Source organism: Streptomyces sp. NPDC058525, from assembly GCF_042719495.1.
GTDB lineage: Bacteria > Actinomycetota > Actinomycetes > Streptomycetales > Streptomycetaceae > Streptomyces.
The window spans coordinates 87,935-109,787 of sequence record NZ_JBHXNP010000015.1; the positions used below are offsets into that span (position 1 = coordinate 87,935).

21 protein-coding genes and 1 riboswitch are annotated in these 21,853 nt (G+C 72.6%); of the genes, 11 read left to right on the forward strand and 10 right to left on the reverse strand.

What is annotated here, in order from left to right; all coding sequences use genetic code 11:
- Window positions 1-19 precede the first annotated feature (19 nt).
- On the reverse strand, window positions 20-643 hold the full coding sequence (locus ACFWP3_RS10785) for a response regulator (RefSeq protein WP_384218610.1): 624 nt from the start codon (window positions 641-643) through the stop codon (window positions 20-22).
- Window positions 640-1,932: a sensor histidine kinase gene (locus ACFWP3_RS10790; protein WP_384218612.1), complete on the reverse strand. Its 1,293-nt coding sequence runs from the start codon at window positions 1,930-1,932 to the stop codon at window positions 640-642. Before ACFWP3_RS10790 ends, ACFWP3_RS10785 begins: the two co-directional genes overlap by 4 nt.
- A gap of 537 nt (window positions 1,933-2,469) precedes the next feature.
- On the opposite strand from ACFWP3_RS10790, the gene ACFWP3_RS10795 reads away from it, so the two are divergent.
- Window positions 2,470-3,060 carry a heme-binding protein gene (locus ACFWP3_RS10795; protein ID WP_384218614.1) on the forward strand — a complete coding sequence of 197 codons (591 nt, stop codon included), beginning with the start codon at window positions 2,470-2,472 and terminating at the stop codon, window positions 3,058-3,060.
- Window positions 3,061-3,100: 40 nt separating this feature from the next.
- Complete coding sequence (locus ACFWP3_RS10800) at window positions 3,101-4,513, forward strand: M1 family metallopeptidase (protein WP_384218617.1); 1,413 nt, start codon at window positions 3,101-3,103, stop codon at window positions 4,511-4,513.
- Window positions 4,514-4,532: 19 nt separating this feature from the next.
- On the opposite strand, the gene ACFWP3_RS10805 is transcribed toward ACFWP3_RS10800, so the two are convergent.
- Both ACFWP3_RS10805 and ACFWP3_RS10810 read right to left on the reverse strand, forming a co-directional pair.
- Window positions 4,533-5,072, reverse strand: a complete 540-nt coding sequence (locus ACFWP3_RS10805) for a GNAT family N-acetyltransferase (RefSeq protein ID WP_384218619.1) — start codon at window positions 5,070-5,072, stop codon at window positions 4,533-4,535.
- Window positions 5,073-5,151: 79 nt separating this feature from the next.
- Window positions 5,152-5,727 (reverse strand): TerD family protein, encoded by a 576-nt coding sequence (locus ACFWP3_RS10810; RefSeq protein ID WP_384218622.1) that lies wholly within the window; start codon window positions 5,725-5,727, stop codon window positions 5,152-5,154.
- Between the two features lie 167 nt (window positions 5,728-5,894).
- Here ACFWP3_RS10810 and arfB point away from each other — a divergent pair, with 167 nt between their 5' ends.
- Window positions 5,895-6,320, forward strand: a complete 426-nt coding sequence (gene arfB / locus ACFWP3_RS10815; protein ID WP_384218624.1) for an alternative ribosome rescue aminoacyl-tRNA hydrolase ArfB — start codon at window positions 5,895-5,897, stop codon at window positions 6,318-6,320.
- Between the two features lie 200 nt (window positions 6,321-6,520).
- Here the strand turns inward: arfB and ACFWP3_RS10820 are convergent, their stop codons facing one another.
- Window positions 6,521-7,006: a flavin reductase family protein gene (locus ACFWP3_RS10820; RefSeq protein WP_384218660.1), complete on the reverse strand. Its 486-nt coding sequence runs from the start codon at window positions 7,004-7,006 to the stop codon at window positions 6,521-6,523.
- 387 nt (window positions 7,007-7,393) lie between these two features.
- Between ACFWP3_RS10820 and cdgB the strand changes: the two genes are divergently transcribed.
- Entirely contained in the window at window positions 7,394-9,265 is a 1,872-nt protein-coding gene (gene cdgB / locus ACFWP3_RS10825) for a diguanylate cyclase CdgB (protein ID WP_384218626.1), read from the forward strand.
- Window positions 9,266-9,333: 68 nt separating this feature from the next.
- Window positions 9,334-10,368, forward strand: a complete 1,035-nt coding sequence (locus ACFWP3_RS10830) for a CBM35 domain-containing protein (RefSeq protein WP_384218629.1) — start codon at window positions 9,334-9,336, stop codon at window positions 10,366-10,368.
- Window positions 10,369-10,380: 12 nt separating this feature from the next.
- Here ACFWP3_RS10830 and ACFWP3_RS10835 read toward each other — a convergent pair whose 3' ends face one another.
- The 3 genes from ACFWP3_RS10835 to ACFWP3_RS10845 form a co-directional block, all read right to left on the reverse strand.
- Complete coding sequence (locus tag ACFWP3_RS10835) at window positions 10,381-11,304, reverse strand: 1-phosphofructokinase family hexose kinase (protein ID WP_384218631.1); 924 nt, start codon at window positions 11,302-11,304, stop codon at window positions 10,381-10,383.
- A 100-nt stretch (window positions 11,305-11,404) separates the two neighbouring features.
- Entirely contained in the window at window positions 11,405-12,568 is a 1,164-nt protein-coding gene (gene nagA, locus ACFWP3_RS10840) for an N-acetylglucosamine-6-phosphate deacetylase (RefSeq protein WP_384218633.1), read from the reverse strand.
- The gene (locus ACFWP3_RS10845) at window positions 12,568-13,500 is read right to left on the reverse strand and encodes an ROK family protein (RefSeq protein WP_384218662.1); all 933 of its coding nucleotides are present in this window, start codon (window positions 13,498-13,500) and stop codon (window positions 12,568-12,570) included. The genes nagA and ACFWP3_RS10845 overlap by 1 nt, the downstream gene beginning before the upstream one ends.
- Before the next feature lie 166 nt (window positions 13,501-13,666).
- On the opposite strand from ACFWP3_RS10845, the gene ACFWP3_RS10850 reads away from it, so the two are divergent.
- The 3 genes from ACFWP3_RS10850 to otsB all read left to right on the forward strand — a co-directional run bounded on the left by ACFWP3_RS10850 (window position 13,667) and on the right by otsB (window position 16,238).
- Entirely contained in the window at window positions 13,667-14,971 is a 1,305-nt protein-coding gene (locus ACFWP3_RS10850; RefSeq protein ID WP_384218635.1) for an extracellular solute-binding protein, read from the forward strand.
- Window positions 14,972-15,070: 99 nt separating this feature from the next.
- Complete coding sequence (locus ACFWP3_RS10855; RefSeq protein ID WP_069921326.1) at window positions 15,071-15,307, forward strand: DUF3263 domain-containing protein; 237 nt, start codon at window positions 15,071-15,073, stop codon at window positions 15,305-15,307.
- Between the two features lie 82 nt (window positions 15,308-15,389).
- Window positions 15,390-16,238, forward strand: coding sequence for a trehalose-phosphatase (gene otsB, locus ACFWP3_RS10860; RefSeq protein ID WP_384218638.1), 849 nt, complete (start codon window positions 15,390-15,392; stop codon window positions 16,236-16,238).
- A gap of 377 nt (window positions 16,239-16,615) precedes the next feature.
- On the opposite strand, the gene ACFWP3_RS10865 is transcribed toward otsB, so the two are convergent.
- Together ACFWP3_RS10865 and ACFWP3_RS10870 are read right to left on the reverse strand one after the other, a co-directional pair.
- Complete coding sequence (locus ACFWP3_RS10865; RefSeq protein WP_384218640.1) at window positions 16,616-17,974, reverse strand: trehalose-6-phosphate synthase; 1,359 nt, start codon at window positions 17,972-17,974, stop codon at window positions 16,616-16,618.
- A gap of 46 nt (window positions 17,975-18,020) precedes the next feature.
- Complete coding sequence (locus tag ACFWP3_RS10870) at window positions 18,021-18,998, reverse strand: glucosyl-3-phosphoglycerate synthase (RefSeq protein ID WP_384218643.1); 978 nt, start codon at window positions 18,996-18,998, stop codon at window positions 18,021-18,023.
- A gap of 196 nt (window positions 18,999-19,194) precedes the next feature.
- A riboswitch (SAM riboswitch) is annotated at window positions 19,195-19,346 on the forward strand.
- Between ACFWP3_RS10870 and thrC the strand changes: the two genes are divergently transcribed.
- The 3 genes from thrC to ACFWP3_RS10885 all read left to right on the forward strand — a co-directional run bounded on the left by thrC (window position 19,340) and on the right by ACFWP3_RS10885 (window position 21,726).
- A complete protein-coding gene (thrC, locus tag ACFWP3_RS10875) occupies window positions 19,340-20,638 on the forward strand; it encodes a threonine synthase (RefSeq protein WP_384218645.1) in 1,299 nt (432 codons plus the stop codon). (Overlaps the previous riboswitch by 7 nt.)
- A gap of 223 nt (window positions 20,639-20,861) precedes the next feature.
- Window positions 20,862-21,137 carry a MoaD/ThiS family protein gene (locus tag ACFWP3_RS10880; protein WP_069921330.1) on the forward strand — a complete coding sequence of 92 codons (276 nt, stop codon included), beginning with the start codon at window positions 20,862-20,864 and terminating at the stop codon, window positions 21,135-21,137.
- A gap of 382 nt (window positions 21,138-21,519) precedes the next feature.
- The gene (locus tag ACFWP3_RS10885; protein WP_030009783.1) at window positions 21,520-21,726 is read left to right on the forward strand and encodes a cold-shock protein; all 207 of its coding nucleotides are present in this window, start codon (window positions 21,520-21,522) and stop codon (window positions 21,724-21,726) included.
- Window positions 21,727-21,853 lie beyond the last annotated feature (127 nt).

The window sequence follows — 21,853 nt, forward strand, 5'->3', positions numbered from 1 at the left end:
CCGGTGGAGCGGGGGCGGCTCAGGACGGCAGGAGGCGCTGTTCCTTGGCGACGGATACGGCGCCGGCGCGGGTGTCGACGCCGAGCTTGTCGTAGATCCGGCCCAGGTGGGTCTTGACGGTGGCCTCGCTGATGAACAGTGCGCGGGCGATGTCGCGGTTGCCGAGGCCGCGGGCCAGCTGGCCGAGGATGTCCAGTTCGCGGTCGGTGAGGGTGGGGCGGGTGCCGCGCATGTGGGCCATCACGCGGCTGGCCACCGGCGGGGAGAGCGTGGTGCGGCCCTGGGCGGCCGAGTGGATCGCGGCGAACAGCTCCTCGGGGCGTTCCGCCTTGAGGAGGTAGCCGGTCGCGCCCGCGCCGATGGCCCGGGTGATGTCCGCGTCGGTGTCGTAGGTGGTGAGGACGAGGACGTGCGGGGGGTTGGGGGCGGCGGTGATGCGGCGGGTGGCCTCCACGCCGTCGATGCCCTCGCCGAGCTGGAGGTCCATGAGGACGACGTCGGGGTGCAGCTTGGCGGCCAGGGCGACGGCCTCCTCGCCGCTGCCCGCCTCGCCGAGCACCTCGATGTCGGGCTCGCTGCCCAGCAGGGCCAGGAGTCCGGCGCGGACCACGACGTGGTCGTCGCAGAGCAGGATCGTCGTCATGGGGCCGGCTCCAGGGGGATGGCGGCGGAGAGGACGGTGCCCTCGCCGGGGGTGGATTCGATGGTCAGGGTGCCGCCGAGCTGGCGGACGCGGGCCCGCATGGCGGGCAGGCCGTGGCCGCGTTGGGCGGCGGGGCCGGGGCCGGGGGCGGGGCTGGTGCGGGTGCCGGTGCCGGTGCCGGGGCGAGGGCGGGGGCGGTGGTCGGTGAGGCCGTGGCCGTCGTCGGCGACGTCCAGGACGACCTGGTCGCCGAGGAAGCTCAGGGTCAGTGCGGCCGTACGGGCGCCGGAGTGCTCTCGGACGTTGGCCAGCGCGCCCTGGGCGATGCGCAGCAGGGCCGACTGGACGCGGTCGGGGAGCGGGGCCGGGGTGCCCTCGAGGTGGAAGCGGACCTCGATGTCCGGGCCGGCGTCCAGGGCGCGCAGGGCCTCGGCGAGGCCGGTGCCGTCGGCGAGTTCGGCCGGGGCCAGGTCGTGCACGAGGCGGCGGGCCTCGGCGAGGCCGCGGGCGGCGATGCCGGTGGCGGTACGGACGTGCGCGCGGGCCGTGCCGGGGTCGGTGTCCCAGGTGCGGTCGGCGGCCTGGAGCAGCATCTGCTGGCTGGAGAGGTTCTGCGCGAGGGTGTCGTGGATCTCCATGGACAGCCGCTGGCGCTCGGCGAGGGTGCCTTCGCGGCGTTCGGTGGCGGCCAGTTCCCGGCGGGTGCGGATCAGGTCGTCGATCAGTGCGCGCTGGGCCTGGGCCTGGCGCTCCATGTGTACGAACACGGCGGTGGCGAGGGCGGCCACGGCGGGCGGGGCCAGGAGCAGGTTGGGGTCGAAGGAACCGGCCAGCTTCAGCTGCGCGATGACGACGAAGAGGGTGAGCAGGGCGACGAGGACGATCGCGGCGCGTGGGGGGAGGGTGCGCAGGGCGGTGAAGAAGAGCGGTACGGCGCACCAGGCGAAGCTCGGCGCGAGGACGACGAGGACCACCCAGGTGGTGACGACCAGGCCGAGCCAGACGAGGCGGCCGGGGGGTTGGCGGGCCGGGTCGTTGGCCGTGGCCGTGGCCGTGGCCGTGGGTGTAGGTGTGGGTGCGCCGGGGGGTTGGGGGGTTCCGCCGAGGGCCGGGCCGAGGACGTAGAGCAGGGCCAGGGTGATGCTGAGGGCGATGACCCAGGGGGTGCGGGGTTCGCCGGGGTGGCGGAGGAGGAAGCGGGCCACGGAGGCGCCGAGCAGGAGGAAGAACGCGGTGTGGGCGACCGTGGCCAGCGTGCGGGTGTCGCGGTTCCGCGGGGGCTGGGTCACGGGGGCTCCTGGGTTGGGGGGCGTACGGCCATTCTCGCCTGGGCGGTGGTGCCGGGGCTCGGCGCCGGGCCCCGCGCCTCAAGCGCCGGCGGGGCTGGGTTTGGCTCTGGCGGGGCCGGTGTGGGTTCGGTGGGGGGTTCTGGGGTGGGTGCGGCGCCGTTGCCGGGGCTCCGCCCCGGACCCCGCGCCTCAAACGCCGGCGGGGCTGGGTTTGGCTCTGGCGGGGCTGGATTTGCCCGGCGCGGCCTGAGGGGGCTGGGTGCGGGTCTGAGGGGGTGGGCTTGGTTGGGAGTTGGTGGGGGTGGTCTGATCAGCCAATACCGCCGCGGAGCGGTGCCGCATCGGCTGATCGGTTGACCTCTGGGTCAGCCGGTGGGGTGGGCGGGGCGAGCCGGTACGGGGACGGGGTGGCGGGGGGTTCGGGGTGAGGGTTGGAGCAGGGCGGGGGAAGGGCCGGGCCGGTGCGAAAGCAGGCCGGGCGCCGATCGCCAGCCGTCCGCCGATGCCGTCACCGTTTCACCGTTCTCAGGAGCAGAGATGAACACCCGCACCCGCGTCCTCACCGGTACCGCTCTCGCCGTCGCCCTGGGCGCCGGGGCCTTCGGCGCCGTCAGTGCCAGTGCCACGCCCGCCGCCGACTCCGCTGCCGCTTCCGCTTCGGCCGCCGTCTCGACCGCCTCGAAGCACGACTCGAAGCAGGACTCGAAGCACGACGACAAGAACTTCACCACCTCGACCCACCTCACCGTCGACGCCGCCACCCGCGCCGCCCAGGCGGTGCTGCAGGCCGCCAAGGCCGAGAACCAGAAGGTGACGGTCGCGGTCGTCGACCGCAACGGCAACACCATCGTCACGCTGCGTGGCGACGGCGCGGGCCCGCAGTCCTACGAGTCGGCCCAGCGCAAGGCCTTCACCGCCGTGTCCTGGAACGCCCCGACCTCGGTGCTCGTGGGCCGCCTCGCCCAGACCCCGAACCTGAAGGACATCCCCGGCACCCTGTTCCTCGGCGGCGGCGCCCCCGTCCAGGCGAACGGCGCCCCGGTCGCCGGCATCGGTGTGGCCGGCGCCCCGAGCGGCGACCTGGACGAGAAGTTCGCCAAGGCCGGCGTCGACGCGCTCGCCAAGTAGTCCCCGGGGCCGAGCGCTCGGCCCGCCTAGGATCGAGTGCGTGGACCACCGCGCGCTCTCCCGCCTCGCCGCCCCTGCCGTCGCCGCCCTGCTCGCCCTCACCACAGGGTGTACGGGGGGCACGGTGCAAGGGCGGCCGGGTGCGTCGGGGCTGCGCGACCCGTACTTCCCCAAGGCGGGCAACGGCGGCTACCAGGTCGAGCACTACGCGCTGGACCTGGACTACGACCCCGCCGACGGGCGCCTCGAGGGCACGGCGGTGATCACCGCCCGCGCCGAGCAGGGGCTCAGCTCCTTCAACCTCGACCTCAGCGGCCTGAAGGTCGAGGGCGTCACCGTCCAGGGCGAGGGGGCCCGGTACAACCGGACCGGCAACGAGCTGACCGTGCGTCCGGCCGAGGACCTGGAGAAGGGCGAGGTCTTCCGTACGGAGATCGACTACTCCGGCCGGCCCAAGGCCCTCAAGGACGCGGACGGCACCGAGGAGGGCTGGGTCACCACCGGGGACGGGGCCGTCGGCGTCGGCCAGCCGGTCGGCTCGATGACCTGGTTCCCGGGCAACCACCACCCCAGCGACAAGGCCGCCTACGACATCACGATCACGGTGCCGAAGGGCTACGAGGCCGTGTCGAACGGCGAGTTGCGCGCGCGGACCACGCGGTCCGACGGGAAGACCACCTTCGCCTGGCACAGCCCGGAGCCGATGGCGAGCTATCTGGCGACCGCGGCCGTCGGCAAGTACCGGGTGGAGACCGGGCGGACGCCGTCCGGGGTGGCCCTGTACAACGCGGTGACGCCCGCGGAGGCGGCGGCGAGCGCGCCGGACCTCGCGCGGCTGCCGGAGATGGTGGAGTGGGGCGCGCGCCGCTTCGGTCCGTACCCCTTCGGGACCGCCGGGGCGATCGTGCTGCCCGCCGGGACGCTCGAGTACGCGCTGGAGACGCAGACCAAGCCGGTCTACCCCGGTGCGCCGGGCAGCGAGGAGCTCGTGCTGCACGAGCTCGCCCACCAGTGGTTCGGCAACTCGGTGTCGCCGAAGTCCTGGAAGGACATGTGGCTCAACGAGGGCTTCGCCACGTACGCGGAGTGGCTGTGGACCGAGGACCACGGCGGGACCACGGCGCAGCAGGAGTTCGACGCCTTCCTGGCCGGCGACACCGGGGTCGACGAGGCCGCCGACTCCGACTGGGACGCCTTCCCGCCCGCCGACCCGCCTGGCCCCGAGCACATCTCCGGGAACCCGGTGTACTACCGCGGCGCGATGGTGCTGCACCGGATCCGGCAGGAGGTCGGGGACGAGAAGTTCTTCGCCCTGGTGCGCGACTGGGCCGCCGAGCACCGGCACGGGAACGCGAGCACGGCCGACTTCACCGCCTTCGCGGAGCGGCACACCGGGCACGACCTGAAGAAGGTCTGGGACGTCTGGCTGTACGGGAAGGCCCGCCCCCGCTGACCAGCGACCGCCCGCCCCGCTAGGCCTGTTCGGCCCCTTCGGGAGTCAGCTCCTTGCGCAGTACGGTGCACTCCCGGCCCAGTTCGCGGTCCTTGCCCTTGCGCACGAGCCGGTAGCCCTGGGCCTGCCAGAACGCCAGGGCCTTGGGGTTGTTGTCGAGTACGGCGAGGCGCACGCCCGTGCGGCCCGCGGTGCGGAAGCGGTCCTCGACCAGGGCGGCCACGGCGCGGCCGTACCCCTCGCGGTGCGCGGTGGCATCGATGAGCAGCAGGCCGATCCACGGGTCCGGGTCCTCGGCGGCCGGATCGGGGTGGTGGGCCAGGGTGGTGGCCAGGCCGACGAGCCGGCCGGCGGAGCGGGCCAGGATGACCTCGGCGCCGTCCTGGGCGAGTTCGTCGGCGAGGGAGGCCGCGACCTGTTCGACCGTGATGCGGTCCGGGGCGGGGAAGTCGCCGCTGAGCTCGAAGAACGCGTGGTTCGTCGCGTACAGGGCGGCGATCTCGGTGAGGACCGGACCGGGCAGGGCGCCGTCCACGGGGACGAGCGGTTGAAGAATCACCTGTCGAACGGTAGCGAAGCCCCCTCCCCGGACGGCCGGGAGGGGGCTTCACCGTAAAACCGCTGGTGTCAGGCCTTCATCAGACGTTGACGCCGAAGTCCTGCGCGATGCCGGTGAGGCCGGAGGCGTAGCCCTGGCCGACCGCGCGGAACTTCCACTCGGCGCCGTTGCGGTACAGCTCGCCGAAGACCATGGCGGTCTCGGTCGCCGCGTCCTCGGAGAGGTCGTAGCGGGCGATCTCGGCGCCGCCGGCCTGGTTCACGACGCGGATGTACGCGTTGCGGACCTGGCCGAAGTTCTGGCTGCGGGCCTCGGCGTCGTAGATGGAGACGGGGAAGACGATCTTGTCCACGTCGGCGGGGAGGCCGGCGAGGTTGACGTTGATGGCCTCGTCGTCGCCCGCGCCCTCGCCGGTGCGGTTGTCACCGGTGTGGACGATGGTCTGGTCCGGGGTGGACTTGTTGTTGAAGAAGACGAAGTGGCCGTCCGAGACGACCTTGCCGGTCGGGTTGACCGCGATCGCCGAGGCGTCGAGGTCGAAGTCGACGCCGGTGGTCGTACGGACGTCCCAGCCGAGGCCGATCGTGACGGCAGCGAGGCCCGGGGCCTCCTTCGTGAGCGAGACGTTGCCGCCCTTGGACAGGCTGACAGCCATGGGAATGTCCCTTTCCTCATCCGACATGCACGTACGGCGGTCAAGTTACCGCTCACCCCTCTAACGCCACGAGAGGGCCGCCGGGTTCCCGGGGTGAAATACGCGTGGCCGCGCGCGGCTTTTTAATGGGGGTGACGGGGCGCGGGCGGGCACGGATCATAGGGGGCATGCCTGGTCCCTATGTCATCCGCGGTTCGGTCGTGCTCCCCGAGGGCGAGCTCGCCTGGCGCTTTTCGCGGTCCTCGGGACCCGGCGGCCAGCACGTGAACACCTCGGACTCGCGCGTGGAGCTGCTGTTCGACGTGGCGGCGACCAAGGCGCTGCCGGAGGTGTGGAGGGCGCGGGCGCTGGAGCGGCTCGCCGGGCGGCTGGTGGACGGGGTGGTGACCGTACGGGCCTCCGAGCACCGCTCGCAGTTCCGCAACCGGGAGATGGCGCTGGTCCGGCTGGCTTCGCTGCTGGCCGAGGCGACGGCGCCGCCGCCGAAGCCGCGCAGGGCGACGAAGATCCCGCGGGGGATCAACGAACGGCGGCTGCGGGAGAAGAAGGCGCGCGCCGAGACCAAGCGCGGCCGCACCGGCCGCGACTGGTAGCCCGCGGCGCGGGACAGCCGGCCGGGCCGTCCGCGGGCCGGGGCCTGAGCCGCGCTTCGGCCGCCTGAACCGCCTCAGCCCCCTGACCTGCCTCAGCCGCCTCAGCCCCCTGACCCGCCCCAGCCCCCTGACCCGCCTCAGCCCCCTGACCTGCCTCAGCCGCCTCAGCCGCCTCAGCCGCCTCAGCCCCCTGAGCCGCCTCAGCCGCTCAGGTGCCGGTAGCGGCCGCGGAAGTACGTCAGGGGCTGTCCGTCCGGGGAGGGCAGGCCCGCGCTCAGGACGCGGCCGATGACCAGCGTGTGGTCGCCCGCCTCGACGCGGTTCTCCGTACGGCATTCGAGGGTGGCCAGCGCGCCGCTCAGCAGCGGGGCGCCCGAGACCTCGCCGCGCACGGACGGGAGGTCGGCGAAGAGCAGCCGGTCGCTGATCCGGCCCTTCATGGCGAACCGGCCGGCGATCTGGAGCTGGTGGTCGGCGAGGAGCGAGACCGCCCACAGCGGCTGCTCCGCCAGCAGGTCGTCCATCCGGGAGCCCTCGCGCAGGCTCACCAGCACCAGCGGCGGGTCCAGGGACACCGACATGAAGGCGGTGGCCGTCATCCCGACGTCCTCGCCGCGCGGTCCGTCCGCGGACAGGGGGGCCTCGTGCGCGGTGATCAGGCACACGCCCGCCGCCAGCCGGGACATGGCGGCCCGGAACTCTTCGTTGCTCACTCCCTCAGCATGGGGGCTGTCATGGGGCACCGTCGGTACGGGGGTCGTCTTCAGCACGCTCCGAACGCTAATCTCGCCTCCCCGCACGCACATCGGGCCCTGGTCCGAGTCGCGTCCCCGCCCCTTGCCCTAGGCCTCAGGCGTATCGTTTGCTCCCGGGAACGACGGGGGAGGACTCCCGGCCGGCACCCGCTCCCGACGCGTTCATATTCATCTCATGTGACTTGAGTCACAGAGAGCAAGATTTGTTGACCCTGTGTACCTGCCGCACAGCTCACTGTGATTCAGTGGACGGGACACCGCAACGAAACGCCGATGACAAACCTGGAGTTGCTGTCGAGGTCTCGGGGAGAGCGAGCAATGGAGACCGAGTCGGAGCCGTACGTCCGTCTTGCGACCCTGCGGCAGCTGCACCGGGTGGTGGCCGAGCTCAATACGGCCCGGAGCCTGGCGGACACTCTGCAGACCGTCGTGGACGGCATCGTCGTGGGCCTCGGCTACGAACTCGCCTGTGTCAACCTCGTACGCCCTGACGGTGATCTCGTCGTCGCCGCCTTCGCCGGCGACCCCGCCGCGGAGGCCCTCATCACCGGCCGGGTCGGCTCCCGGGCCTCCTGGGAACGCCGCCTGACGATGGGTGAGAACTGGGACGGGCTCCGCTTCATCCCGCACACCGAGGGCTGGGTCCTCATGGAGGACGACGTCCCCCAGTGGCACACGGACGGCCCCGAACCGCGCTTCGAAGACGAATGGCACCCCGAGGACCGGCTCTACGCGCCCATGTACGCGTCCGGCGGGGAACTTCTGGGTGTCATTTCGGTGGACAGACCGCGCAACGGCCGCCGCCCCGGCGCCTGGGGCCGCGAGGCCCTCCAGATGTACGCCTTCCAGGCGGCGATTGCGATCAGCAACGCCAGGCTCCGCGCGAACATGCAGCGGGCCCTGGTCCGCCTCGAGCGCGAGCAGCAGGCGCTGCGCGCCAGCGAGGAGTCCTTCCGGCAGGCCTTCGAGTACGCGCCCAGCGGCATGGCCATCGCCGAGATGGGCGGGGACCAGCACGGCCGGCTGCTGCGGACCAACGACGCGCTGTGCCGGCTGCTGGGCCGCCCGGCCTCGGTGCTGCGCCGCTACTCCTTCTCCGACCTGGTCCACCCCGAGGACATCGGGACCCTGCTGCGGACCTCCGCCGAGGGCGGGCGCGCCGAGCTGCGGCTGGGCCGGCGCGACGGCACGTATGTATGGGTCTCGCTGCGCAATTCCGTGGTCGCCGACGCCGCCGACGGGCCGCGGTTCCTGCTGACGCACGTCGAGGACATCGAGGAGCGCAAGCGCCACGAGCTCCAGCTCGCCCACCGGGCCAGCCACGACTCGCTGACCGGCCTGCCCAACAGCGCCGAGCTGCGGGCCCGGCTCGCCGCCCGGCTGTGCCGCAGACCGCAGTCCGTACGGGCCACCGCCGTCGAGGCCCTGGACGCGGCCTACGAAGGGCGCGACGGGCACGAGGTGCGGGTGGGGTCGGGTGGTGCGGGCGGTGCGGGTGGTGCGGGCGGTGCGGGTGAGCACGGCTTTCGGCCCGACGGCCCCGGACCGGGCCCGGGCCCGGGCCACGATCCCGGCCACGATCCGGCCCACGGCTCCGGCTACGGCCCCGGGCCCGGCTACGGCCCGGGACCCGGCTACGGCCCGGGCCCTGGCCCGGGGCCAGGACCCGGCCCCGACCGGTTCGGCGCGCCCGACTCCTACGAGTACCCCGGGGCGGTGCCCGCCCAGGCGGACGGCCCGTACGACCACCACGTGCACACGGTGGCGCCCGCGTCCGACGTCGACGACGGGACGAAGGGGCTCGCGGTGCTCTTCTGCGACCTCGACGGCTTCAAGTCGATCAACGACCGGTTCGGGCACCACACCGGTGACGCGGTCCTGATCGAGGTGGCCCGGCGGCTGACGACGGGCGTCAGGGACGGTGACACCGTCGCTCGGCTGGGTGGTGACGAATTCGTCGTCCTCGCCGACGGACTCGGCGCCGCGGACGCCGCCGACCTCGCCGTCCGGCTGCGCAACGCGATCATCCCGCCGATCCGCGTCGACGGCCGTGCGGTCCGTGTCGGAGCCAGTTTCGGCATCGGCTGGGCCAGCTGCGGCATGTCGGCGGACGAGGTGCTGCGCTCCGCCGACCAGCGCATGTACATCGAGAAAAGGTCCCGCTCCAAGGCGCACCGCCGGGCCGGCTGAGGCGATCGGCCGCTCGTGGGTGCACGTGTTCGGGGTAGGCTCCCGGGGGTCGAAAGGAGTGACCTGCGATGACGACGCCCGCGAACAACGGCCCGCACGGTGGGGCGAACAAGCCCGAGGACGACGATCCGTTCGGCTATCTCTACGCGGACGGCCAGGCCGCCGGAGCCACACCGCCCGGTCAGGGCGGCGGATACGGCTACCCCGGCCCGACGGGCGGCGGTCAGCCGGGTGCACAGCCGGGCGTTCCGCGTACCTCGCACCACCAGGTGCGCACGGTCGGTGACCGGCGCAACGGCGGCCAGCGCGGTCCCGTGCCCCAGCAGCAGGGCCCCGCGCAGCCCCCGTACCAGGCGCAGTACCAGGCCCCGGAGGCACTCCAGGCGGGCGGCTACGGCGTCCCGCCGCAGCAGCAGCCCCCGCAGCACCAGACGCAGTCGATCTCGCACTCCGGCGGGCACGGCGGCGGCAACGGCGGCGGCGGTTCGAGCCGCAAGGGCCTGCTCATCGCGGCCGTCGCGGTGGTCGGCGCGGTCGCGATCGGCATCGGCGCGGCCCTGGCGTTCGGCGACGACGGCAAGGAGAAGAGCGGGGATACGGCGGGCAAGGGCCAGCAGTCGCCGGCCCCGCAGAACCCGTCGAGCCCGGCCCCGAGCGACTCCCCGAAGCCGTCGGAGGCACCGCTGCCCAGGGGCGAGGCGGCCGGCGCGGGCATGGTGATCAGCGGCGGTGCCAAGCTGGAGACCACCGTGCCGGGCGCGAAGAGCTCGGGCGGCCAGTACGTCGGCCAGTTCAACCAGCCCGGTGCCGCGGTGACCTGGACCCTGGACGTGCCGAAGGCGGGCACCTACCGGTTCTACGTCCGGTTCGGAATCCCTGGTGAGGAGGCGAACGCCACCCTCGCCGTGAACGGCAAGCCCAACAGCACGCCGCTGAGCATGCGGAACTTCGCCAACTCGCCCAAGGGCGACTGGGAGAAGGGCTGGCAGAGCACGTGGGGTCAGGTGACCCTGGACAAGGGCACCAACACGATCAAGGTGTCCTGCGAGGCCGGCAACAAGTGCAACGTCAACATCGACCAGCTGTGGCTGGAGCAGGGCTGAGCCGGTGGTCGGCTAGTCCGCCCGCGTGACCTTCACCGACCCCCGTACCTCCTCGTAGGTGCGGGGGTCGAACTCTCCCGCCGCCGGGGCGTGCACGGTGGCCGCCGACAGGGCGACCGCGCGCGTCAGCCGCTCCGGCCAGTCCAGGCCCTCGGCCAGGGCGGACAGCAGCCCGGCGACGGCGGAGTCGCCGGCCCCGGTGGGGTTGCCGGCCAGGGCGCGCGGCGGGGCCGCCCGCCAGGCGCCCTCGGGGGTGGCGGCCAGCAGGCCGTCCGGGCCGAGCGAGGTGACCACGGCGTGGGCGCCGCGGCGGCGGGCGTCGCGGGTGGCGGGCAGCGGCTCGCGCGATCCGGTCAGCTCGGCGAGCTCGGCGGCGTTCGGCTTGATGATCTCGGGGCGGGCGGCGACCCCGCGGCGCAGGGCCTCGCCGCTGGTGTCGAGCAGGACGGGGACCCCGGCCGCACGGGCGGCCCGTACGAGCACCGCGTACGCGCCCACCGGCACGCCGGGCGGCAGGCTGCCGCACAGGGCCACGGCGCGGGTCCCGGCCGCCAGCAGGTCCTCGTACCGGTCGAGGAAGCCGGACCACTCCGCGGCGGTGATCAGCGGGCCGGGCTCGTTGAACTGCGTGGTGTCGCCGGAGCTTTCGTCGACGACGGCGACCGTGCGGCGGGTGGGGCCCGCGCAGGGGAGCAGGGCGTCCGTCACGCCGGCGGACCGTGCGAGCAGTTCCCGTACGACGGCGCCGACCGGCCCGCCCGCGAAGCCCGTCGCGGTCACCTCGTGGCCGAGGGCGGCCAGCACGCGGGCCACGTTGACGCCCTTGCCGCCGGGCCGCTCGGAGACGGCGGCGACCCGGTGCGAGGCGTGCGGGAGCAGCCGCGGCACGTGGTAGGTGACGTCGAGCGCGGTGTTGAGCGTGACGGTCAGGATCATTGGGCTCCCCCGGGTCTGTTGCTGCCGGGATCATGCCAAAGAGAAAGCGGTCGGCCCAGTCCCGCGGGCCGACCGCTTGCCGTCTACAGCCGGTTGGCCGTCAGACGCCCTGCTGTGCGGGCGGGCTGACGATCCATTCGCCGCGCCGCATGACGCCCCGGACGTCGAAATCGGCGTCCAGGACGACCAGGTCGGCGTACTTGCCGGGCTCCAGCGAGCCGATCTCGTCGTAGAGGCCGATCAGCTTGGCCGGATTGGCGGAGATGGCCTGGACCACGGACTCCACGGGCAGCTTGTCGACGGTGACCGAGCGCTTGAAGGCGGTGTCCAGGGTCAGCGTCGAGCCGGCGATGGAGCCGCCCTCGACGAGCCGGGCCACGCCGTCCTTGACCTCGACCTCGAGCGGGCCGAGGTGGTAGGTGCCGTCGCCGAAGCCGGCCGCGTCCATCGCGTCGGTGATCAGGGCCACGCGGTGCGCGCCCGCGTGGTGGAAGGCGAGTTCGAGGGCGGCCGGGTGCAGGTGGGTGCCGTCGTTGATGAGCTCGACGGTGATCCGCTCGTCCTCCAGCAGCGCGGCGATCGGGCCGGGTTCGCGGTGCGCGAGGCCGGGCATCGCGTTGAAGAGGTGGGTGGCCACGGTCGCGCCCGCGTCGATGGCCGCGCGCGTCTGCTCGTACGTGGCGTCCGTGTGCCCGATCGCGGCGATGACCCCGTGCTCGGCCAGCAGCCGTACGGAGTCCAGGCCGCCCGGGAGCTCGGTGGCGAGGGTGAACATGCGGGCGGCGCCGTGCGCGGCGTCGATCAGCTTGCGGACCTCGGCCGGGTCGGGGTCGCGGAGCAGGTCCGCCTTGTGGGCGCCCTTGCGGCAGGCGTTGATGAACGGGCCCTCGAAGTGGATGCCCGCGATCTCGCCCTGCTGGGTGAGCTCGGCGAGCAGACCGGCGCGGCGGGCCAGTTCGTCGAGGTCGCCGGTGACGGTGGAGGCGACCAGGGTGGTGGTGCCGTGCTCGCGGTGGGTGCGGACGCCCTTGAGGACCTCGTCGGCGGTGCCCGAGGTGAACGAGGCGCCGCCGCCGCCGTGGTTGTGCATGTCGACGAAGCCGGGGACGATCCAGTGCCCGGACAGGTCCACGACCTCCGCGCCCTCCCGGGCGCTGCCGGCGATGCGGTCGCCGTCGACGATGACCCGGCCGTTGGCCACGGTTCCGGTGGGCAGCACCACCCTGGCGCCGGAGAGAACAGTGCTGTGCGCGCTTCCGGACATCAGGCAGGTACCTCCGTGGCGAGTAGGTCCCAGGCGAGCAGCCCTGCGCCCAGGCATCCGGCGGTGTCCCCGAGGGCCGCCGGAACGATGTGGGGCAGCCGCTGGAACGTCACGCGCTCCTCGACGGCCGCCCGTAGTGGTGTGAACAAGGTTTCCCCCGCCTCCGCCAGCCCGCCACCGATGATCAGAGTGCGCGGGTCCAGCAGGGTGATCGCGGTGACCAGGCCGTCGGCGAGGGCGCCGACGGCGGCCGTCCACACCTCGAGGGCGCGTGCGTCGCCGGATTCGACGGCCTTGGCGCAGTCGGCCGCGTCGGCCTCGGGTTCGCCGCTGGCGGCGGCCCAGGCGCGGGAGACGGCGGAGGCGGAGGCGAGGGTCTCCAGGCAGCCGTACTGGCCGCAGCCGCAGGCGGGGCCGCCGGGGCGGACCACGATGTGGCCGATCTCGCCCGCGTAGCCGTGGGCCCCGGCCTCGATGCGGCCGGCGATGCCGATGGCTCCGGCGATGCCGGTGCCCAGCGGTACGAACAGGAAGCGGTCGGCGCCCCGGCCCGCGCCGATGCGGCCTTCGGCGAGGCCGCCCGTGCGCACGTCGTGGCCGAGGGCCACCGGGATGCCCCCGAGCCGGCCGCTGAGCAGCGCCCGCATCGGTACGTCGCGCCAGCCGAGGTTCGCCGCGTAGACGGCGATCCCGTTCTCGGCGTCGACGATGCCCGGGACGGCGACTCCGGCGGCCGAGGCGGCCTCTCCGCAGCGCTCCCGGCCGATGGCGAGCAGCTCGGCGGCGAAGTCCTGGATCGTCTCGACGACGGCGTCGGGGCCCCGCTCGCGGCCGGTGGCGCGGCGCGCCTCGTGGAGCAGGGTGCCGTCGGCGGCGACCAGGGCGGCCTTCATCCCGGTGCCGCCCACATCGAGGGCGATGACGTGTTTCACGGGTTTCACAGGGGACAGTCTCGCGTGCTTCACGGGGAAAGGTCTAGTCCATTGAGAGGGATTGTTGAGTGGCCATACAAATTCGGGACCAAGGATGTGGACCAGCGGCCAAAGTGGTGTAGACCTTACGTGGATCGTACGTACAACAAGGGGTGGACCGAGAACTGTGAACCGCCGAAACCTGCGCCTGGCCGCGTCCGGCGCCGCACTGTGCCTGACGGCCGTGACACTGACCGGCTGCGGAGCCGTCGGCGGACTCACCGGGGACAACGAGGTGACCCTGCGGGTCGTGGCGGCCGAGTACGGGGACAATCCGCAGAACTCGTCGGCCACCTACTGGAAGTCGCTCGCCGAGGACTTCGAGAAGACCAACCCCGGGATCAACGTCGAGGTCAGCGTCTACTCCTGGTCCGAGGTCGACGCCAAGGTCGCCGAGATGGTCAAGGCGGGCAAGGCCCCCGACATCGCGCAGATCGGCGCCTACGCCGACTACGCGGAGGCCGGCAAGCTCTACACGGCCGACGAACTGCTCTCCGTGAAGACCGAGGCCGACTTCCTCGGGCCGCTCGCCGACGCCGGCAAGGTCAAGCGGATCCAGTACGGGCTGCCCTTCGTGGCCAGCACCCGGCTGCTCTTCTACAACGAGAAGCTGCTGGGCGACGCCGGGGTCATCCCCAAGGACGCCAAGAACGGCTGGCAGCCCAAGAGCTGGACGGAGCTGGAGGCGGCCGCGAAGAAGCTCAAGGGCGCGGGCGTCGCCACCCCCTTCGCGCTGCCGCTGGGCCGCGAGGAGGCCCAGGCCGAGACGATGATGTGGATGCTGGCGGGCGGCGGCGGCTACACCGACAACGAAGAGCAGTACTCCATCGACTCCACCGAGAACGTCAAGGCGCTGGAGTTCCTCCGGGACAAGATGGTCGGCCAGGGCCTGACCGGGCCCGTGGAGCCGGGCAAGCTGGACCGGCAGGCCGCCTTCGACGCCTTCACGCGCGGCGAGGTCGGCCTGCTCAACGGCCACCCGACGCTGATCAAGCAGGCGGCCGGCAAGGGCGTGAAGTTCGGCATGGTCACCATGCCCACCGCCGACGGCACCGAGCACTCGGCGATGGGCGTGGCGGACTGGGTGATGGCCTTCAAGAACGGCCACCGCAAGGAGTCCGGGAAGTTCCTGGACCACCTCTACGAGGCGAAGAACGTGACCGCCTTCACCACCATGTACGACCTGCTCCCGGTCACCACCACCGGCTACCGGGCCGCGCAGAGCGGCACGGCGGGCGAGACCGCGCCGCAGCTGAAGACCTTCCTGGACGCGCTGCCGTCCTCGCGGCTGTACCCGGTCGGCAAGAAGTCCTGGGCGGGCGTCAGCGAGGACATCAAGCAGAACATCGGCAAGTCCGTCGAGCCGGGCGGGCAGCCGGTGAAGGTGCTGGAGGAGATCGCGACGAAGGCCAGGGCCGCCGACCCGCGCTGAGCGGGACCCGGGGCGCGGCCGCCGGGGCGGGCCGGGGGCGGGCCGGGCGGGCCGGGGGCGGGCCGGGCCGGTGTCGGTGGGCGGCGTTAATCTGGCGGTATGACGGACGACGGGCGGCTGACGGCCACGGAGGCCGCGGTGCTCGCGTACGAGGGACGCACCTGGCCCGGGCCCGGGGCCAAGGAGCGGGCGATACGGGAAGGGCTGGGGATGACCCCGGTCCGCTACTACCAGCTGCTCAACGTGCTGATGGACGACCCGCGCGCACTGGCCCACGCACCGGGCACGGTCAACCGCCTGCGACGGATCCGCGAGGCCCAGCGGGCCAGGCGCTAGCCGGACGGGGCCGGACGGGGCCGGACTGGCGGCGTGGTCGGCGCCGTAGCCGTCGCCCCGCGCGGCCGTTAGGGTCGTCCGTATGGGGAGCCATCCGCACGACTTGCCGATGCCCGTCACCGCAGCCGGACGCGAGGGCCTGGACGCCCTGCTCCGCGCACCGCGCCGTTCCGTGGTCGCCCTGGACTTCGACGGCACCCTCGCCGAGATCGTCCCGGACCCGGACCAGGCGCGGGCCCACCCCGGAGCCGTACCGGCGCTGTCCGTGCTCGCGCCCGAAGTGGCCTCCGTCGCCGTGATCACCGGCCGGCCGGCGGGCGTCGCCGTCCGCTACGGGGGCTTCGCCGGGGTCCCGGGCCTGGAACACCTCGTCGTCCTCGGCCACTACGGGGCCGAGCGCTGGGACGCCGTCAGCGGGATCGTGCACGCCCCCGCCGAGCACCCCGGGGTGGCGGCGGTCCGGGCGGAGCTGCCGGGCTTCCTGGACTCCATCGGGGCCTGGCAGGGCACCTGGATCGAGGAGAAGGGCCGGGCGCTGGCCGTGCACACGCGGCGCGCCGAGGACCCGGAGGCGGCCTTCGCGGTCCTGCGCGAGCCGCTGGCCGAGCTGGCGGCCCGGCACGGGCTGATGGTGGAGCCGGGCCGGGCGGTCCTGGAGCTGCGGCCGCCGGGGATGGACAAGGGGGTTGCCCTCACGGAGTTCCTGGCGGAGACGGGGGCGGAGGCGGTGGTGTACGCGGGCGACGACCTGGGTGACCTCGCCGCGTACTCGGCGGTCGAGAAGCGGCGGGCCGACGGGGTGCCGGGGCTGCTGGTGTGCAGTGGCTCTGCCGAGGTCCCGGAGCTCGCCTCCCGAGCCGACCTGGTCCTGCCGGGCCCCGCCGCGGTCGTGGCCTTCCTGACCACCCTGGCCCAAACCCTGCACCCCTGACCTGCGGTCCGCGGCACGGCTCCGGCGCCGCCGTCAGGGGCTCCGCCCCCGAGCCCCCGCGCCTCAAACGCCGGCGAGGCTGAATTTGCCCCCGGCGTCGCGGATCGGGTGCGGCGCCGCTGTCGGGGGCGCTGCCCCCGAACCCCCGCGCCTCAAACGCCGGCGAGGCTGGGTTTGGCCCCAGGCGGGGCTGGGGTTGGCCTCGGTTGGGCTGGGTTTGGCCCCAGGCGGGGATGGGGTTGGCCTCGGTGGGGCTGGATGTGCTGTTGGGCGAGGCCGGGGAAATTCAGCCTCGCCGGCGTTTGAGGCGCGGGGTCTGGGGCGGAGCCCCAGGAGCGGAGCCGGGCCGGGTGTCCGAATGCCGAGCCGACCGCAGGTCAGGTGGTGCGCAAGGCCGAGAGTTGGGCCTCGAACCAGGCCGACGGGGGGAGGGCCGTCGCCGCGGCGGCCAGCCGTTTCGTGCGCTCCGCGCGCTCCGGCTCCGGCATGGCCAGCGCAGCGTGCAACGCCGCGGCCGTCTCCGTGACGTCGTACGGATTCACCGTCACCGCGTCCCCCCGCAGCTCCTCGTACGCCCCCGCCCCCCGCGACAGCACCAGCGCGCACCCCGCCTCCGACACCACCGGGATCTCCTTCGCCACCAGGTTCATCCCGTCCCGCACGGGATTGACCAGCGCCACGTCCGCCATCCGGTAGGCCGCCAGCGACCGCGCGAAGTCGTCCTGCACGGACACCAGCACCGGCTGCCAGTCCTCCGTGCCGAACTCCTCGTTCACCGCCGCCGCCAGCTCCCGCACCGCCTCCGTGTAGTCCCGGTACACCTTCAGGTCCTGCCGCGAGGGATACGCCGACGCCAGGTGCACCACCCGCCCCCGCCACTCCGGGTGCTCCGTCAGCAGCTCCCGGTACGCCAGCAGGCCGCGCAGGATGTTCTTCGACAGCTCCGTCCGGTCCACCCGGACGATCGTCTTGCGGTCCCCGACCTCCGCCCGCAGCCCCGCCAGCTTCTCGTCCACCTCCGGCCGGTGCGCCAGCGCCCGCAGCTCGTCGGCGTCCACGCCCAGCGGGAACACCGCCACGTTCCCGCGGCCCGCGCCGTCCAGGAAGGCCGAGGCCCAGGCCCCGGTGTGGAAGCCCACCACGTCCGCCCCGAGCATCCCGTCGAGCAGCTGCTCGCGGACGTCGTCGGGGAGCATGCCCAGGTACTCCTTCGACGCCCACGGGGTGTGCGTGAAGTGCGCGATCCGCAGGTCGGGCCGCAGCGCGCGCAGCGCGCCCGGGACCAGCGCCAGGTGGTAGTCCTGCACCAGGACGCACGCGCCCTGCGCCGCCTCCTCGGCCAGCGCCCGCGCGAAGGCCTCGTTGTACGCGGCGTACGAGGCCCAGCGCCGCCGGAACTCCGCGTCGAAGACCGGCTCGCGCGGGACGTCGTACAGGTGGTGGTGGGTGAACCACAGCACCGAGTTCGCGATGCCGTTGTACGCGTCGTCGTACATCGTGGGATCGATGTCCAGCATCCGGACGCCCGGCTCCGAGACGCCGCGCCGGACCGCCTCCCGGTCCGCGTCCGACAGCGCCGCGCAGATCCACAGCGCGTCCGGCTGCCGCGCCAGCGCGGCGGAGAGGCCGGAGACGAGGCCTCCGCCGCCGCGCCGGGCGCTGAGCGTGCCGTCCGTGCCGAGCGAGTACGAGAGGGGGCCGCGGTTGGCGGCGACGAGTACCTGGGATGCAGCCATGTCGCGAACCTAGCCCGGCCCGGCCTCGCGCAAACTTCCGAACCCGTCAGGCCGCGCGGCGCAGGGCGTACTCCTTGATGCCCAGCATCGGCGGCCGCTCCTCGGTGTCCACCGGGTAGGTGTGCGGCACGAACCCCTCCGGGCCCCGCTCGAACTGCGTCAGCTCCGGCCGTACGAGATGCCCGCGCGAGAGCCGCAGCTGCGCGGTGCGGTAGATCGCCGCGGCCATCCGGCCCAGCGCCTGCCCGTCCTGGTGGCGGTGCAGCCGTACGCCCACGTCCACCTGGGCCAGCGCGTCCAGCCCGACCGTGTGCAGGGCGTCGACGAGCAGGCCGAGCTCGACGCCGTACCCGACGGGGAAGGGCAGCCGCTCCAGCAGGGAGCGGCGTACGGCGTACTCGCCGCCCAGCGGCTGGACGAAGCCGGCGAGCTGCGGCCAGTGCAGGTTGAGCAGCGGGCGCGCGACGAGCTCGGTGACCCGGCCGCCCTGGCCGGGGGTCTTGCCGGAGGCGAGCCCGTCGAATTCCGGGCCGAGCGGCCGGTCGTACATGGCCTTCACGAACTGCACGTCCGGCTCGGTCAGCAGCGGCCCCACGATCCCGGAGACGAAGGCGGCCGAGAAGTCCCGCAGATCGGCGTCGACGAAGCAGACGATGTCCCCGGTGGTGGCCAGCAGGGAGCGCCACAGCACCTCGCCCTTGCCGGGCAGCGCCGGGATCCGCGGCAGGACGTCGTCCCGGTGCACCACGTGGGCGCCGGCCTTCGCCGCGACTTCGGCCGTAGCGTCGCTGGAGCCCGAGTCGATCACGACGAGCTCGTCCACCAGGGGGACCGGCAGTCCCTCGATCAGCTCGCGGCGGATCACCTCGACGATCGCGCCGACCGTCGCCTCCTCGTCGAGCGCCGGCAGCACGACGCTGACCGTGGTCCCAGCTGCCCGTTTCCGGTCCAGCAACTGGTCGAGCGGTCGGTCGGCGGCGGACCAGGAGCGGTCGGCCAGCCAGCGCTCCACCTCTTCCAGCACTCTGAGACTCCTTGCACATCGGTTGGCCTGCGGGTCGGATTGACCGAAAAGTGATCCATCTCGCGGTTCGGACGGCTGTCTCAACCGCATGGACCTTCGGTTACAGTCTTGAACAACGCGCAGGACCACCGCATGCCGGGGGGCCTCGCGTACAAACGCACCGGCGCGCCATAGAGCGCGTGTGCCGGTGCCATACCGCTCATCCAGAGGGGCAGAGGGACACGGCCCGTTGAAGCCCCGGCAACCCTCCAGTCGGTTCTCGCGATGCGATACGCATCCTGCGGGGCCCCGGCTAGGGAAGGTGCCAATTCCGTCTCATGGCGAAGTGCGCCATGGGGAAGATGAGGAGAAAGGGCCTCGCCATCATGGCTGCACAGACTGTCGCCACCTCTGTCGATCTCGGACCTGCCACCGCGCTTTCCTGTCGCGAGTGCGGTACCCGTTTCGAACTCGGACCCATCTTCGCGTGCGCCGAGTGCTTCGGACCGCTGGAAGTCGCCTACGACCTCCCCACCGGCGACCCGGCCGCCCTGCGCGCGGCGATCGAGGCCGGCCCGAACAACATCTGGCGTTACGCGCCGCTGCTGCCGGTCCCCGCGGACGTGGCCGCCAAGCCCAGCCTGAACCCGGGCTTCACCAAGCTCGTGGACGCGGCCAACCTGGCCAAGGAGCTCGGCGTCAGCGGCAAGCTGTACGTCAAGGACGACTCCGGCAACCCGACGCACTCCTTCAAGGACCGCGTCGTGGCGATCGCCGTCGAGGCGGCCCGCGCCTTCGGCTTCACCACCCTGTCCTGCTCCTCCACCGGCAACCTGGCCGGCGCCGTCGGCGCCGCGGCCGCCCGGGCCGGTTTCCGCTCCTGCGTGTTCATCCCGCACGACCTGGAGCAGGGCAAGGTCGTCATGGCCGGTGTCTACGGCGGCGACCTCGTCGGCATCGAGGGCAACTACGACGACGTGAACCGCTTCTGCTCCGAGCTCATCGGCGACCCGCTGGGCGAGGGCTGGGGCTTCGTCAACGTCAACCTGCGCCCGTACTACGGCGAGGGCTCCAAGACCCTGGCGTACGAGATCTGCGAGCAGCTCGGCTGGCAGCTGCCCGACCAGATCGTCATCCCGATCGCGTCCGGCTCACAGCTGACGAAGATCGACAAGGGTCTGCAGGAGCTGATCAAGCTCGGCCTCGTCGAGGACAAGCCGTACAAGATCTTCGGCGCCCAGGCCGAGGGCTGCTCCCCGGTCTCCTCCGCCTTCAAGGCCGGTCACGACGTGGTCCGCCCGCAGAAGCCGAACACCATCGCCAAGTCCCTGGCGATCGGCAACCCGGCGGACGGCCCGTACGTCCTGGACATCGCGCGGCGCACCGGCGGCTTCGTCGAGGACGTCAACGACGAGCAGGTCGTCGAGGCCATCAAGATCCTCGCGCAGACCGAGGGCATCTTCGCGGAGACCGCGGGCGGCGTGACCGTCGGCGTGACGAAGAAGCTCATCGAGAACGGGCAGCTCGACCCGACGCTCACCACCGTCATCCTGAACACCGGCGACGGCCTCAAGACCCTGGAGGCGGTGGCCGCGGACAGCGGGCAGACCGCCACCATCCGCCCGAGCCTGGACGCGTTCCGCGCCGCCGGCCTGGCCTAGGGGGTGTCCGGCGGGTCAGGGCCGGGTCCCCGGCCCGCCCGGCACCGCGCCTTGCCGCGTTGTCGTCGGTCGCCGACGTCCCCCAGCTACCGCTGGGAGGTGCCCCCACCGCGTCGACTCCCTCCTCCGCCTTGCAATGCACGGCACCAGACGACCCGGGGACCCGGCCCTGACCCGCCGGACACCCCCTCTCCCCCCGTACACCCGGAAAGGCAGTAGCGCCATGAGCGTCAACGTCCGCATCCCCACCATCCTGCGCACCTACACCGGCGGTCAGGCCGAGGTCCCGGCCGAGGGAGCCACCCTGGCCGAGGTCATCGAGTCCCTGGAGAAGAACCACCCGGGCATCGCCGCGCGCGTCCTGGACGACCAGGGCAAGCTGCGCCGCTTCGTCAACGTCTACGTGAACGACGACGACGTGCGGTTCGAGGGCGGGCTGCAGGCGGCGACGCCGGACGGCGCGGGCGTCTCGATCATCCCGGCCGTCGCCGGCGGCTGACACGCGAAACCGTAATTACCCCCTCCGTTAATAAGCGGAGGGGGTAATTCTGTTTGATTGGGCGCGGTAGAGTTGGGGAAGTCCCCTCCGCTGCTCTTGCCCGGCGCATATGAACGGCTCGCGGCAGGGTCGACATCGGGTCAATGTGCAAGCGCGGTATGGGGCATTGGCGAGATATGCCGGGCCCGAGTTGCCCTGGAATATGCCAGATTTTCACTCTATTTCTGTGTTTCCCCGTGTCCAGAATTCTCGTCGGATTGACCTGTTGCAGACAGCACCGGCGCGGATACATTCAGCCTCGGTCGACGCGTTCCGACGCAAGTGATGACCCGGGACCGCGAAGTGCGTTCCTGCGCAAGGGCCAGTAATAGGGGAGTTAGGCATGGCTCAGGGCACCGTCAAGTGGTTCAACGCGGAGAAGGGCTACGGCTTCATCGCGGTCGACGGTGGTGCGGATGTGTTCGTCCACTACAGCGCCATCCAGATGGACGGATACCGCACCCTTGAAGAGGGTCAGCGGGTCGAGTTCGAGATCTCGCAGGGCCAGAAGGGTCCGCAGGCGGACATGGTCAAGCTCGCACTCGGCTAGTCCCGGCGCGATCGACCGCCCACGCGTACAGGAGGGGCCCACATCCCGGACACGGGATGTGGGGCCCGCGCGCGGCTCCGGTGTGTTGATTGGGGTGTTGCCCCACAGGCGCTTATAAACAAAAGAA

What these genes read in the sequence shown, in the direction of transcription:
- ACFWP3_RS10785 (WP_384218610.1), bottom strand. Translation starts at nt 643, where the DNA reads ATGACGACGATCCTGCTCTGCGACGACCACGTCGTGGTCCGCGCCGGA.
- ACFWP3_RS10795 (WP_384218614.1), top strand. Translation starts at nt 2,470, where the DNA reads ATGAACACCCGCACCCGCGTCCTCACCGGTACCGCTCTCGCCGTCGCC.
- ACFWP3_RS10810 (WP_384218622.1), bottom strand. Translation starts at nt 5,727, where the DNA reads ATGGCTGTCAGCCTGTCCAAGGGCGGCAACGTCTCGCTCACGAAGGAG.
- arfB (WP_384218624.1), top strand. Translation starts at nt 5,895, where the DNA reads ATGCCTGGTCCCTATGTCATCCGCGGTTCGGTCGTGCTCCCCGAGGGC.
- ACFWP3_RS10820 (WP_384218660.1), bottom strand. Translation starts at nt 7,006, where the DNA reads ATGTCCCGGCTGGCGGCGGGCGTGTGCCTGATCACCGCGCACGAGGCC.
- cdgB (WP_384218626.1), top strand. Translation starts at nt 7,394, where the DNA reads ATGGAGACCGAGTCGGAGCCGTACGTCCGTCTTGCGACCCTGCGGCAG.
- ACFWP3_RS10830 (WP_384218629.1), top strand. Translation starts at nt 9,334, where the DNA reads ATGACGACGCCCGCGAACAACGGCCCGCACGGTGGGGCGAACAAGCCC.
- ACFWP3_RS10835 (WP_384218631.1), bottom strand. Translation starts at nt 11,304, where the DNA reads ATGATCCTGACCGTCACGCTCAACACCGCGCTCGACGTCACCTACCAC.
- nagA (WP_384218633.1), bottom strand. Translation starts at nt 12,568, where the DNA reads ATGTCCGGAAGCGCGCACAGCACTGTTCTCTCCGGCGCCAGGGTGGTG.
- ACFWP3_RS10855 (WP_069921326.1), top strand. Translation starts at nt 15,071, where the DNA reads ATGACGGACGACGGGCGGCTGACGGCCACGGAGGCCGCGGTGCTCGCG.
- otsB (WP_384218638.1), top strand. Translation starts at nt 15,390, where the DNA reads ATGGGGAGCCATCCGCACGACTTGCCGATGCCCGTCACCGCAGCCGGA.
- ACFWP3_RS10865 (WP_384218640.1), bottom strand. Translation starts at nt 17,974, where the DNA reads ATGGCTGCATCCCAGGTACTCGTCGCCGCCAACCGCGGCCCCCTCTCG.
- thrC (WP_384218645.1), top strand. Translation starts at nt 19,340, where the DNA reads ATGAGGAGAAAGGGCCTCGCCATCATGGCTGCACAGACTGTCGCCACC.
- ACFWP3_RS10880 (WP_069921330.1), top strand. Translation starts at nt 20,862, where the DNA reads ATGAGCGTCAACGTCCGCATCCCCACCATCCTGCGCACCTACACCGGC.
- ACFWP3_RS10885 (WP_030009783.1), top strand. Translation starts at nt 21,520, where the DNA reads ATGGCTCAGGGCACCGTCAAGTGGTTCAACGCGGAGAAGGGCTACGGC.